The 12,940-nt window shown below is 45.4% G+C and carries 11 protein-coding genes; all 11 read right to left on the reverse strand.

Annotated elements, in window-relative coordinates:
• Positions 1-50 precede the first annotated feature (50 nt).
• On the reverse strand, positions 51-623 hold the full coding sequence (locus ACPW7J_RS12695) for a cysteine hydrolase (protein ID WP_161875134.1): 573 nt from the start codon (positions 621-623) through the stop codon (positions 51-53).
• The gene (locus ACPW7J_RS12700; RefSeq protein WP_424960218.1) at positions 613-1,575 is read right to left on the reverse strand and encodes a DMT family transporter; all 963 of its coding nucleotides are present in this window, start codon (positions 1,573-1,575) and stop codon (positions 613-615) included. Before ACPW7J_RS12700 ends, ACPW7J_RS12695 begins: the two co-directional genes overlap by 11 nt.
• 257 nt (positions 1,576-1,832) lie before the next feature.
• Complete coding sequence (locus tag ACPW7J_RS12705) at positions 1,833-3,239, reverse strand: alanine/glycine:cation symporter family protein (RefSeq protein WP_424960219.1); 1,407 nt, start codon at positions 3,237-3,239, stop codon at positions 1,833-1,835.
• Positions 3,240-3,504: 265 nt separating this feature from the next.
• The gene (locus tag ACPW7J_RS12710; protein ID WP_161875132.1) at positions 3,505-3,894 is read right to left on the reverse strand and encodes a pyridoxamine 5'-phosphate oxidase family protein; all 390 of its coding nucleotides are present in this window, start codon (positions 3,892-3,894) and stop codon (positions 3,505-3,507) included.
• Positions 3,895-3,928: 34 nt separating this feature from the next.
• On the reverse strand, positions 3,929-6,343 hold the full coding sequence (locus tag ACPW7J_RS12715) for a hypothetical protein (protein WP_424960220.1): 2,415 nt from the start codon (positions 6,341-6,343) through the stop codon (positions 3,929-3,931).
• Positions 6,336-7,073, reverse strand: a complete 738-nt coding sequence (locus tag ACPW7J_RS12720; RefSeq protein WP_161875130.1) for an ATP-binding cassette domain-containing protein — start codon at positions 7,071-7,073, stop codon at positions 6,336-6,338. The genes ACPW7J_RS12715 and ACPW7J_RS12720 overlap by 8 nt, the downstream gene beginning before the upstream one ends.
• Positions 7,074-7,076: 3 nt before the next feature.
• Complete coding sequence (locus ACPW7J_RS12725) at positions 7,077-8,450, reverse strand: hypothetical protein (RefSeq protein ID WP_424960221.1); 1,374 nt, start codon at positions 8,448-8,450, stop codon at positions 7,077-7,079.
• Between the two features lie 114 nt (positions 8,451-8,564).
• A complete protein-coding gene (locus ACPW7J_RS12730; RefSeq protein ID WP_161875128.1) occupies positions 8,565-9,920 on the reverse strand; it encodes a sensor histidine kinase in 1,356 nt (451 codons plus the stop codon).
• Entirely contained in the window at positions 9,908-10,591 is a 684-nt protein-coding gene (locus ACPW7J_RS12735) for a response regulator transcription factor (RefSeq protein ID WP_161875127.1), read from the reverse strand. The genes ACPW7J_RS12730 and ACPW7J_RS12735 overlap by 13 nt, the downstream gene beginning before the upstream one ends.
• A gap of 141 nt (positions 10,592-10,732) precedes the next feature.
• Positions 10,733-12,121 carry an MATE family efflux transporter gene (locus ACPW7J_RS12740; RefSeq protein ID WP_161875126.1) on the reverse strand — a complete coding sequence of 463 codons (1,389 nt, stop codon included), beginning with the start codon at positions 12,119-12,121 and terminating at the stop codon, positions 10,733-10,735.
• An 83-nt stretch (positions 12,122-12,204) separates the two neighbouring features.
• The gene (locus tag ACPW7J_RS12745) at positions 12,205-12,861 is read right to left on the reverse strand and encodes a DUF1638 domain-containing protein (protein WP_161875125.1); all 657 of its coding nucleotides are present in this window, start codon (positions 12,859-12,861) and stop codon (positions 12,205-12,207) included.
• Positions 12,862-12,940 lie beyond the last annotated feature (79 nt).

A 12,940-nucleotide genomic window follows, 5' to 3' on the forward strand; every position in this document is an offset into this window, starting at 1 on the left:
TTTTCTCCTCTTTTTCTTTCCAGTTCGTGAATCCGGCAGCAAGAGCCGGATCAGACAATCATTGCCCCTATATTAGCCATATCCAACATATTCGCTCTCTGTATTTCGTCAGTAGCCGAAGAACAGCAGCTTTCAATAATGTACGTCTTGTAATCCAAGGCTATCGCATCGTAGCATGTGGTGCGCACGCAATTGGGCGTAGTTGTACCGGTTAATATCAACGTGTCGATCTTTTTCCGCCGCAGAATCAAGTCCAATTCTGTCTGAAAAAAAGCGCTCCAACGTGGTTTGATAATATGATAATCCCCTTTTTCAGCGATAAGACCATCAGCCAATTCCTCACTGTTTATACCCTTTGATCCAGGCGCCATAGTACGCCCGCCATCTAACCAGGACTGATATCGGGTAAACTCCACATCACTGCCATCCTCTCGATATTGCCTTCGTATCCAGAATACAGGTATGCCCATGTCCCGCGCAGACCGTACCGCCTGACTGCATGCGGGCACCGTGGCAGAAGCCCCTTTGATACAGTGGGCTGCTCCCGGTGAGACAAAGGCCTTCTGCATATCGATCACCAGTAAAGCCGTTTTTTCCGGCTCCTTTATAAAATCAAGCGTCATGTTCCTTCTCCCTCCTTAAATGCAACAGTGGATTTTCGTCAGCCATGGATATGAGAGAGCCCGCCAGAATTAAACAAATGCCGATAACCATGTTGCCGTGAATGGCCTCTCCCACAATGATGGCGGCCATAATAGGAGCCAGCACCGGTTTGAAAAAGAAAACCATAGACACAGTCTGCGCGCTAACCCTCTCCATAGCAAGAAAGTAACAGGTGTATCCAATACCAGTGCAGCAGATGCAGACGTAAAGAAATACCGCCATATTATCCATGGTATAACCGCTGAAAAACGGAATAGCCGCGAAGTTGGCGAACACTCCGTCGGAAAGTCCCGCGGCGACTGACGGAATGTGACTTAAGCCCGCTAAAATCATCATTTCAATACTTCCAAAAATAAAACCGCCGCAGGTTACCACAATGCCGCCGAATTTAGCACATTGTTTTTTACCCAGAACGCCATAGAGTGCAAAAGACGCGGCTGATACCAGGACAAAGACAACGCCCAAAAGGTTCAGCGCCATATGCCACGGCTGTATAATGAACACGATCCCCACCAGATCCACCGCCAATGCGATGAATTTGTTCAGCTTTGCTTCCTCGCCGATGAGCAAAATGGCAAATACCGTAACAAAGATAGGATTGCAGCTAAACAATACCGCTACCACTGACGCGTCAATATACAAAATGGACAACTGATAAAAAGTCATACTGAACAGGATCCCCAGAAAACCCAGGCCCGCCATCTTTATGTAATCCGATCCTTCTAACTTCAGGCTTCGCTGCCGCAGGGTTCTGACTGCCATGGGCAACAAAATGACGCCTGCAATGAGGAATCGGGTAAAGGTAATCTGAATGGGATTGAGATCTCCCGCGATTAACTTCAGCACTGCTTCCATAGAACTGAACAGAACTGTTGTAATGAAAATGCAGATATAACCTTGTTTTTTAGCCAATGAAACTCGCCTCCTAAAATTTCAAAGTTAATGCCCTCCTGTCCGTTGACATAAGGCGGCGAGGCCGCGAGGATCAACGGGCGCGAAGCATCCAGCCTCTATTATATACCCCTAGTTTCCTTTCGTCCATGGCTCTGTAGGAAAATTCTGCGTCAAACACATAAAGATCGGAGCATTCTGCTTTCAACAAAAGAGAAACGGCTGGTTTTCCGCTCCTGCCGCTCCTCTTTGATGCGGCCCGCGCCGCTGCTTTTCAGTTATTTCCACACATCTGTATTGTCCAAACCGATATTCTTTGCTTTAAAGACTGGGTTCTTGCCTTCCTTCTTTTGCGCTATATAATCATCCATCGCACGTATGGCGATACCGCCCAGACAGAACATCGCTAAAATATTAACCAGGGCCATCCCTCCCATGAAAATATCAGCCAAATTCCACGCTAAGGTCAAATCCATATTTGCGCCGACAAAGACCATGAGTACCGCTAAAACACGAAACACCAGCATAAACACCTTATTCTCGCTGATGAATTTAATATTCGCTTCTGCGTAAAAATAGTTTCCAATCAGCGAAGTAAACGCAAAGAGCGCTACCGACACAGTAATAATGCCCACGCCGGCTTCACCAAACATGGTCTGCACAGACTGCTGCACCAATGGAATGCCGTCGAGATCTCCGCCAATCGTATACTGATCTGTACACAGAACAATAAATACTGTCGTAGAGCAGATGATAATTGTATCGATAAATACAGAGATAACCTGTACCAGGCCCTGCTTAACCGGATGACTGACATCTGCCGCAGCCGCCGCGTTAGGCGCCGATCCCATACCGGCTTCATTACTGAACAAGCCCCGCTTTATCCCCCATACCATACAGGAGCCGGCAAAGCCGCCGAAGATAGCCTGAAAATCAAATGCCTGACGAAACATTTCTTTGAAAATTGCTGGTAAGTCCCCAATATGAGCAAAGGTAATGATCAAACCGATTGTGATATACACCGCTGCCATAATCGGCACGAATACCGATGACACGGTGCTGATCTTATGCGCGCCGCCGAAGAACAAATATGCCGCTAATGCTGCCAAAACTGTCCCCGCAGCTAACGCTGCCGTAGCATAATTATCCCCTGCGTAATGTTCTAATGAAGACGCGATATTATACGCCTGTAATCCATTGAACCCAAAAGCAAAGGTCAAAATGAGCAAAATCGCAAAGATGACTCCCAACCAACGAGCCTTCATCGCCCGTTCTATATAGTAGGCCGGTCCACCCTTATACAATTCTCCATCTTCTCTCTTATATATCTGCGCTAATGTAGATTCAATAAATGCCGAAGCCGAACCAACAACAGCCATAATCCACATCCATACTACCGCGCCGGGACCGCCAGCTACAATCGCAGTGGCCACACCGGCAATATTTCCCGTTCCTACGCGAGACGCCGTAGCGATCATTAACGTCTGAAAAGAAGAAAGACCTCCATCATGGCTCTTTTCAGTCAGCACCCGAATCCCTTCCGGAAACATTCTAAGCTGTACAAATCTGGTACGAATCGTAAAAAATAAACCCACTATGATTAAAGCCCAAAACAGCAAGTTGCTGTACAGCCAACCGTCAAATGCGTCGGTAACTGAAACTAGGGCTTCCATAAAATCACTCATAAACCACACTCCTCCTTATGTAGATAAAATCACAGACATTATACCATAAGCACTAACCTCTGCCTTCGCCTTCCGGCTCGCCAATCGCTAAGTGCTCTGGGTATCTGTTACACATCGGTTCTGTCTTCGCTTTCAGCTCGCCAGTCACCGTGTGTAGACATTATACCATAAGCGCCAATTCATCTCAACAGAATGTTCTTATTTTGTTCTTTGTGTGCAAAAAGCGCCTGTCCGAAATGGACAGACGCTCAATAAGTAACCCTACTTAAAATTCAATCGTCTCCGGCTGCCCGCCTGCCAAATTGGCAATAACCGCAGTACCGCTTTCAAAACAGAAAATTTCCAATTTACCAGGCTTCATCATACCTTCCAAAGCAGGCATAATATCAATAGCGGCTTTGAGGGCTGACTCATCATCTAAGAACATCGCCTTTCCACGGATACGAATGAGTTCAGAACCCTTTCCGGCTGCAATTTCCAAATTCGGATTAGCCTTCAACTCCTTAGAAGTTTGTTTTTCACTTCCTGTGCAAAAACAAATCTTCCCGTCATATTCCATGACAAATCCCTGCGGCCGAACTCTCGGTTTATCGTCATCGACCGTGGCTACAAAGAAAGGCCGTGCTTCCTGCAAAAATGTCATAATCCTTTCCATATCATCACTCCTCATCTAAATATTGTTATTACTATTATATTCTTTTTGTGAAAAAAAGCAAGGGCTTGTCACGTCCTCCTCTGCTGAGAGAATAAACTGCACTTAAGATTATCACGGCGGCCAAGACCACATAAAGGCCGAGCTTTATGACGCCAAAACCTTCCAACAATATCCGACTGCTTCCAAAGAGAGGAAACAGAGAAGCCCACTTCATTGCGCTAATTCCCAGCAGATTCAGTAATAACGGCAACAGTAGCGAAACACAAGATACAAATGCCGCCTGCAAATAGCCTCCGAGCTTCTCAGAAATCCATAATACAGTCACGGCTGCCGTCTCTAAAGCCAACAGCTGGCATAATGCAGCCAAAAGCAGCCAGCACCCTATTGGCAACCCTAATCCACTGTCATAAAACGCTGGCAAATCATACAGACCAGCCGATAATTCGTGAATAGGATACGCTTTCAATGCTGGTATTATATAGCTTATAAAGGAAGTCAGCCACAATAAGACTGTAAAAGACAAGCAGATTTTCACCTTACAGGCAGAGATTTTTCGTCTGCCCTTTGCTGTGGCAGAAAGAAGCCCCCAGCTTTTTTTCTGATGCTCTGATGCAAAGACGTCACTGAAGGCAAAAGTCAGGCACAGAACTAGCAAAACCAGTTCTGTCAGCTTCCATCCTTCTTCATTTTCTGACAAGCCTAACAGTCTTGCATATCCTGTATCATATACAAAGACTCCCCCTGTCTTTTTCACATGTTCATACTGTGTCAACACCTGTTCAAAAGCTGGATAAAACGCAGTTTCATTATAGTATTTCTGTTTTCTTTCTTCTGCAGTTCTTTTGTCTAATTGCCCCCGCGCCATTAACTGGTCAATTCTCTCAATTTCGGCATATGCCGCTTCAAATCGTTCTCGCTCCTTTTCAATAAGCGAACCCTTTTCCTCTGACAAGCCTCCTTCCAGCTTCAGCATCATATTTTGATAGTACGTCTCCCCTGGTGAAACAGTGTAGTCTAAAGACAGATTCCGGCATCCCAATAAAACGGCAAATACCAATATGATTACCATTACCCGATTCATAATCATCACTTTATACGTTTCGTGGCTGACCAGACTGCTTTTAAAGATCACCGGAAGCCGCAGCAAGCCTTTGTCTGCTCTTACCGATAACCGCCGTCCCCGACAAAAAACTTTGATACATAGAAAAACGCCGATCACAGCAAAGACAAACAATATAATCAGCGCTGCGGTTAGTCTTGAAACCGGAAGTCCAAAGAAATTAAAATTAACATACCCGCCGTATAATTCCTCCGTATGCATCAAACCTGCCGGATTCAAATACTTTAACCAATTCCAGGCCGTCGCCGCAGGTATTTTTTCATATACCAGTATACTGAATGCTACCAAAGCAACGCCTGACACATAAGGCGCAGAAATCTGCCTTATCTCTAAAAAGAGTAGTAGAATAAACGCTGCCAGAACAAAACTCGCCGCCGCTTTCGTCCCCACGCAAAGAAACAGATACTGGCCTGTGGTAATATGCAGGCAGCTTTCTATACAGGATATAACAGACTGCACCGAGCGCGATAATTCTCCCAGTCCGCAAGTCGCCTGATAAAAAACCATATTCGTCCCATAAATAACGGCTGTCAATACAAAGCAAGATGCCGCAAGGGCTGCTAGACGCGCGCCCATACTCTGTGCCCGTCCTAAAGCTGAAGCACGGGTAATGTAGAATAATCCCTTTGCTCGTTCTTCGCTGATCAGACTGCCCACCATTAAAAAAATCATAAACACCAGCAGCAGATCAGAGATCCTATTGTTTATAGCATTCTCAATTCCCTTTGACGGATAAAATGAAGTGTCCACATCGCGCATCTCACTATAGTCTTTAGCTGACCTTCTCAAATTTCGTCTGGCAAACGTATCCTCACTACCGCCGAAAATAGAAATTTCCTCAAGGCCCCGCCTTTCCGCGGCATCCTGCAAATACTGCCCATAGTTGCTTACAACCTGAAATTCCTCCCATACCTGATTCACAAAATTCTGTTCCGCCTCCAGGGAGTCTGTATAGCGGAGATAATCCCCTCCCTGATACACGTCATAGTATTTTTCAAAAAGACCAGGCTTCGCCTTTTTCTCACTGTCTGCCAGGTTCTTTCCCAACTCCTGATCAGAAAACGTCTGATAACGCAGTATTTCATCAACATGAGATATTCCACTCATATCCTGATACAATTTATTGAGATACTCGGTCTTCTCTTTTTCATTCATTCCCGATAATTCCTGTCCAAGCTTTGCGTAAGCTGACAGCCCCGGTTCACCGGCTTCAGGAAGATTAGCATACCATAAAAAAAAGATATTCACCAGTAATATAGTACAAATGGACAAGAGGAAACTGCGTCTGCCCCAGAGCTTTCTCAGCTCAAAACCTGTCAGACTAAACATGATGCTCCTCCTCAAATATCTCCATGTAAAGCGCCTCCAGATTGCTGCATTCGTATACGTCGCACAGACCTTCAACGCTGCCCTGCGCATGAATCTTCCCATCCTTTAAAATAATGATTTCCTTCGCAATAGATTCCACGTCTGAAACTACATGCGTCGCTATGAGAATGATTCTATCTGACGCGGCCTGCGCAATCTTCTCCCGTAAACGTACTCGTTCCTTCGGATCCAGCCCTGCAGTGGGCTCGTCCAAAATCACCAGCTTAGGATTTCCCATCAAAGCCTGCGCCGCCAGCAATCGCTGCTTCATCCCGCCGGAATACGATCCAATCGACCGGTCAAGCACAGTCTCTAAATTGACCCAGGCGGCCGCTCTTTGTATTTCCTCCGTTAAATCCCCTGAAGGCAGTTCCTTCAACGTACCCATATAAGCTAAAAACCTACGGCCGGAAAAGGATTCATATAATCCCTGCTGCTGCGGGCCATAGCCCAGCAGTTTCCGATATGATTTACCCATACGCCTTATCGATTCGCCATTCCAAAGAATCTCTCCCTGATCCGGCTGCAAATTGTCGGTGATAATGTTCATCAAAGTGGACTTTCCTGCGCCATTAGGCCCCAGTAACCCATAAACTCCCTCAGTCAGAGTTAACGATATTCCGTTCAAAGCCTTTTTCTTCTCTTTTCCTCTCCTTCCATAGGTCTTATGGACATCTCTAATTTCCAACATTCTTTAAGCCCCCTTTCCAACCATTTTAACTTTCTGCCAATCCCTTTGACCCCGGTATAGCTTATCCTTGCTGATAAACGCAAGCTTGTTCTGATGAATTTCATAGCCTCCGTTATTCAACTCACTCTTCTCCGCGTCATAATCGTAAATAACCAGGAAATCATCGTCGAACCGCGCCAAAATCGTTAAAGGCCAATGCAGGCTCTCATCAGTCAATCGTCCCTTATAAAGCTTCCCATCTGTTAAATCCATTTGCATTGATTCGCCCTCTGCATCTCTGATTTCCATCATATCCCCATAGCTCCCAAAGATACCTGCTCCGTTCAGAGCTTTATCCTGTACGATACGCCTTTCCTTTCCAGTGTTCAGATCAACCTCTACCAGCTGATCCTCGTCCTCTCTTAGTACATAAAGCATACCGTTTTTACTTTTTATCTCATGGTATGGTTCGTTAGGCAGCTGATATTTTATATCAATCTTTCCATTTGTAAGATCTAAAAACGCGTATTCTTCCGTGGCTTTTTTGCTTGCGTCTCTGAAAGCATCGTCATCCAAATAGTCGCTTTCCGTCATTTCCGACTTATAATGCGTTCTGTTCAGTACCAGCTTATCTCCCGCGCAATCGACAACATTCCAGCTATTCCACAACGCCTGTTTTTCCTCAGGATCAAGCTTGCAGCACTCTGATACTTTTCCCGATCCCAAATCCAGCCGAACAACCTTCCTGTCATATACAGCCGCCCGATAGGTCTGCTCTGCTTCCATTTCTTCCATCTTTACCTTTGATGTAATAAAATACAAACCAGAATCATCGCCATAAACCTGGCTGTTCAGGGTTAAATTCTTTTCAAAAGTGTAAACCATTTTTCGATCTGTTCCATCCGGATTCATGCTGTACAGAATGGCAGGAGAAACCTCAGGTGTTTCACCAAAAGACCCGTCTGCCGAGAAACCCGTAGTAACACTGTTCCCCTGATCGTAATCCTTTGTTAGTAAATAAAGCTTACCGCCCTGATAAAATGGCATACATTCATTATTACCGTCAGCTATAACCGCCGTACAATCCTTCGTATCATGCTTGCAACCGGCATTGCTGCAGAGATAAACCTCTTGCTTTGTTGCATAGTCTACATACATGATGTTGCGGCCAAACGATCCGTCCTTTAATTCTATTTCATCTTCAGTTACATAGTAATATCCTTTATCACTGGCACATCTGTATTCTCCGTCCGCCCGCATCACTAAATTACCGGCAATGCCCCAGCCTTCTGTCATGCCAACGTCCGTTTCGCTGTTATCCCCTGCTTTTTCTCCGCAGGCTGTCATGGCTATGCAAACAGCCATCGCCATCATCATTATCATAATACTCTTTTTCAATTTTTTGGCCTCCCTTTTATTTTGGCTCCATCATATACCAGAACAGTCAAAAAAACGTCAAAGTATTAAATAATATTACAAAACCGCCTCAACCTTTTGAGACGGCCTCATTGTTTATATAATAGAAATGTCTATACTTACTACAGCGCCCTTTTGATCTGTTCTGTTTGACAGCTTTAAAGCTCCTCCATGTCTGTGACACAGAATCTGGCATATTACCAGTCCCATACCCATATGATCGCCGCTGCCGGGCATAGGAACGCCTTTCTGTCTGCTCAATACCGCCTGTGGAAAACCCGGACCATCGTCGCTGACCGCAATTTGAAGCCTGCCTTCCTTCACAGCAATGCGCATATCAATCTGCCCTTCAGCAAATCGAAGTCCATTTGCTACAACATTCTCCAAAATTCGATAAAGCACCTGACTATCTAACTGTCCGTTCGTCTGCTCTCCTTCTTCTACGCTGACGTGCAGAGCAATTCCCTGCCGCTGTGCGATTAAATGAAAATCTTCTTCCATCTCTGTCAGAATATCTACCAATACACAGTCACGTTTTTCCACTTCCAATTCCTCCATTCGGCTGACCTCGCCGATCGACTGTGTATATCGTTGTAGCCGTCCTGCTGCCAACTCCAGTTTGTCAGCAGTTTCCGCCACCTGCTTTCTGTCCAGCGTTCCATCCTCCAAATGCATCTGCAAATATTCCGCATAGCCCTGTATAATGGCAATTGGGTTTCTAAGATCATGAGCCATAGACGCCTGAAGAAGTTTTTTCGCTTCTAAAAGATCCCAGAGCTGCTTCTGATTGCTTTCTAAGGTTTCCCGCATAGTCTCAAAAGCATCGCAAAGATTTCCCATTTCATCGCGGCTTTCATATTTGATATTAAAATCTAAATCCTGACCGCCAATATGCTCGGCCGCTGTTTTCAATTCTTCTATAGGTAACTGAAGCTTACGTTTATAAAACCAAAAAGCACAGAGTACAATACCGATGAAAGCGTAGATAACCGGTAAAATCACCATAGCCGCGGAGGTTCCGATATAAGCTGCTTTCCGTTTCGGCGGCAGCGCCTTGTAGCTGGCCGCCACCTGATCAGCTGTTACACGAAGATTTTCCAGTTTGCGTATTTTCAGACTGTTACTCCCAGGGATCAAAATTGACTCACCCTCATCTTCTCCCTCCGCCGAAGCGCTGATGATTTCAAAGGCCTCCTGCATACGATCATAAAGTAAAATATCGTCCCCTGAATGAGCGATGGTAGAATACATTATTTCACTGCCGTCAGAATATGTGAGATTGAAATTGATAACCGTATAATCTTCTTCCGGCATCAGCCACTTCTGAAACGCCAGACCACCGGCAATGGTCAATCCTGATGCCGCAAGCACCGCGGTCAGGGTAATCAGCATAGCCAGAATAAAGGTCTTACGTAAAGACAGATTCTTCAGCCTTCGTTTCATCCGTTCCATCTGTATCCGATCCCCCAAATTGTCTCTATATAGTCTTCATAGTCTTTGCCTGCAGCAGCCTGCAGCTTCACGCGAATTTTACGTACATGCTCCTTAATTACGGAATCGTCCCCCTCCGAATCAAATCCCCACACAGCCTCATAGATTCTCTCACGTGAAAAAACCTGCCTCGGGTGTTCTATCAAAAAGCGCATAATATCAAATTCTCTTTTAGAAAGCTGAATTTCCTCCGCTTTCCAGGAAACTGTCCGTTCGGACAAGTTCATAATAAATCCATGTGAAGTTAAAATAGCCGTTTCGAAGCGCTCCCGCTGTTCTCTGCGCAAATGCGCCTCAATACGAGCGGTCAACTCCCTGAGACTGAATGGTTTTGTAATATAATCGTCGCCTCCTGCCCGGAAACCATCCACCTTATCTGTTTCCTCAACACGAGCAGTTAAAAAAAGAATAGGGCAGCTTACCTGATTGCGAATCCTTCTGCACAATTCCAACCCATTCGTTCCGGGCATATTGATATCAAGCAAAATCAAATCAGGCTGAACGCTCAGCCTTTCCACTGCCTTCTCTGCATTTTCCGCAACCCATACAAGATATCCTGATCCTCTCAAATGGGACTCCAGCAAAGTGGTCATCATGTTCTCATCATCCACAACTAATATTTTCTGTGCCATGGTATCTCTCCTTTACAATTAGGATACCATAAAAATGTCAAGAATCTGTCAACACATGATGTGTTTCTGTTTATATTTCATCCCTTTCTATGCTTGCTCCGGCCCCAGCGTTTTCACCTTCGACGCTCCAATACGGAACCGCTATAATTTTCTGGCAATCGCCTGCTCCCGAAGCTTTTTTCTTGCAATAAAGAAAGTAATAATGTGCCCACTGAGCGTCACCGTCCATGTCACCGGGTAAGTAAGGAACAGCATTTCCACCGTATGAAAAGCAGGCATCTGAAAAATCGTCAAAATCCAGAATACTCTCAGTCCACAAACGCCTACCAGCGTGACAACCATCGGTATAATAGAATATCCCATACCTCTCAAAGCGCCTACCATAACGTCCATCGCGCCGCCAAGCGCATAGGTAAGGGCAATAATCCGAAGCCTTTCCATTCCGGCGTCAATAACGATATCGCTGGAAGTATAGATGCCTAAAAGCTGTCGTCCAAACAAAACAGCCAGACTTCCCATAATCAGCCCTACCGCGACTACACACATCTCGCCGCGCCCCAAAATCTTGTCAATCCGTTTAATTCTTCTTGCTCCTATGTTCTGGCTTGTGAAGGATATAGTCGCCTGATAAAACGCGTTCATCGCAAAGTATATAAAGCCCTCAATATTTGCGGCTGCTGAGCTTCCTGCCACTACCGTCGCGCCAAAGGAATTGACGGAAGCCTGAATTAAAACATTTGTCAATGAGAAAATCATCCCCTGCACGCCAGCCGGAAGGCCGATCCGCAGAATCGCCATGACCTTATCGCCGTGAACCCGGAGGTTTCGCAGCGTCAGACGGATATCACTTTGTTCGCGGATAAGACATCGAAAGATTAGAACAGCAGAAATCCACTGAGAAATCGCGGTAGCCGCTCCAACGCCGGCAACATCCATCTTCAGCGAAATAACAAAAAACAGATTTAAACCTACGTTAACAACACCTGAAAAGGCCAGATAATACAATGGTCTCCGAGTATCTCCCACGGCCCGCAAAATCGCGCCGCCGAAGTTATATACCATCATCCCGGTCATACCGAGAAAATAAATTCGCAAATATTCTGTAGCCAGAGGAAGCACCTCATCAGGCGTCCCCATCCACATGAGAAAGTATTTCGACAATATCATGCCGATCACAGTGAGCGCTATACCGCTGATCAGGCTCAAAGCCATAGTCGTATGAACCGTATCGGATAATTCCTCCCGCTTACGTCCTCCAAAATACCGCGCTACGGTGACATTCGCACCGACGGACAGCCCGATAAACAAATTAGTCATCAGACCGATCAGCGCAGTATTAGAGCCAACTGCCGCCAACGAATTATCTCCCGCAAAACGGCCCACCACTATAATATCCGCCGCGTTAAACAACAGCTGCAGAATACTGGACAGCATCAAAGGCAAGGTAAATATCAGCATTTTCATCAATACTGGTCCCCTTACCATATCTATTTCAAAGGTTTTCTTTACTTTCTTGCTTTCATTTTCCATATTCTGCTCCTCCCCACCAGCTATTCATTATATGCCTTTATCTCAAAGGATGCAAGAGGCACATTGTTTTTAACTTGTTTCTCTTATAAGAAGTCCTTCTTTTCCAACAAAACTCCCCTATCGATAACTAGAAAATGTTCATTCCATCTACCTGCTACCAATTCCTCCAGAATGATATTACTTCCATCTATATACTTCACCTCTGCCTGAATCATCGCGGCATTTCTTTTCGCCGCTTCCTGATATTCCCGATTATGGCAGTCTATAAGACCACTGTCTACAATATCCACATGATGATAACCGTCAAACCACCGTGTAAAAGTTTCTATTCCCTTCCTCTTGCCATGGCGCTTGATCAAATCCGCGTATATTTTTTCTATGGACAGACAACCGTCCTCCATATCTGTTAAATATAGATGCTTCTCCTCCTTCAAATTAAATCCGCTCCGATTGTCTGTATGTAGCTGCAGACTGATGCAATCATCGACCTTCGGAATTACCGTTCGAAACGGAAATGCTTTGCCAAGAAGTGATCCTCCGCACATTCCCATAGAGATCAGTACCAAATCGGTGTCCTGCGGCAGTTGATTCATTACGTCAAAGAGCGCTTCCCGCATTTTTACTGGCTCCGCATGCAGTCTGCGATCCAATTCTATCACAGGATAATCCGTACCCTCCTTCTTCTGTGCCGCCGCAACCTGCTTTTTCAGCGAGCCACAAGTAATAATATAGGTCTTCATAAATATTTCCTCCTTTATCAAAAGGACAGGCCCTCGGACCTGTCCCTCCCTTTTCTCATCATAACTACATTATCTCAGA

It is taken from the genome of Ihubacter sp. rT4E-8, from assembly GCF_049852125.1.
In the GTDB taxonomy this organism is placed as follows: domain Bacteria; phylum Bacillota; class Clostridia; order Peptostreptococcales; family Anaerovoracaceae; genus Senimuribacter.

What these genes read in the sequence shown, in the direction of transcription:
- ACPW7J_RS12745 (WP_161875125.1), bottom strand. Translation starts at nt 12,861, where the DNA reads ATGAAGACCTATATTATTACTTGTGGCTCGCTGAAAAAGCAGGTTGCG.
- ACPW7J_RS12740 (WP_161875126.1), bottom strand. Translation starts at nt 12,121, where the DNA reads ATGGAAAATGAAAGCAAGAAAGTAAAGAAAACCTTTGAAATAGATATG.
- ACPW7J_RS12705 (WP_424960219.1), bottom strand. Translation starts at nt 3,239, where the DNA reads ATGAGTGATTTTATGGAAGCCCTAGTTTCAGTTACCGACGCATTTGAC.
- ACPW7J_RS12720 (WP_161875130.1), bottom strand. Translation starts at nt 7,073, where the DNA reads ATGTTGGAAATTAGAGATGTCCATAAGACCTATGGAAGGAGAGGAAAA.
- ACPW7J_RS12715 (WP_424960220.1), bottom strand. Translation starts at nt 6,343, where the DNA reads ATGTTTAGTCTGACAGGTTTTGAGCTGAGAAAGCTCTGGGGCAGACGC.
- ACPW7J_RS12735 (WP_161875127.1), bottom strand. Translation starts at nt 10,591, where the DNA reads ATGGCACAGAAAATATTAGTTGTGGATGATGAGAACATGATGACCACT.
- ACPW7J_RS12730 (WP_161875128.1), bottom strand. Translation starts at nt 9,920, where the DNA reads ATGGAACGGATGAAACGAAGGCTGAAGAATCTGTCTTTACGTAAGACC.
- ACPW7J_RS12695 (WP_161875134.1), bottom strand. Translation starts at nt 623, where the DNA reads ATGACGCTTGATTTTATAAAGGAGCCGGAAAAAACGGCTTTACTGGTG.
- ACPW7J_RS12710 (WP_161875132.1), bottom strand. Translation starts at nt 3,894, where the DNA reads ATGGAAAGGATTATGACATTTTTGCAGGAAGCACGGCCTTTCTTTGTA.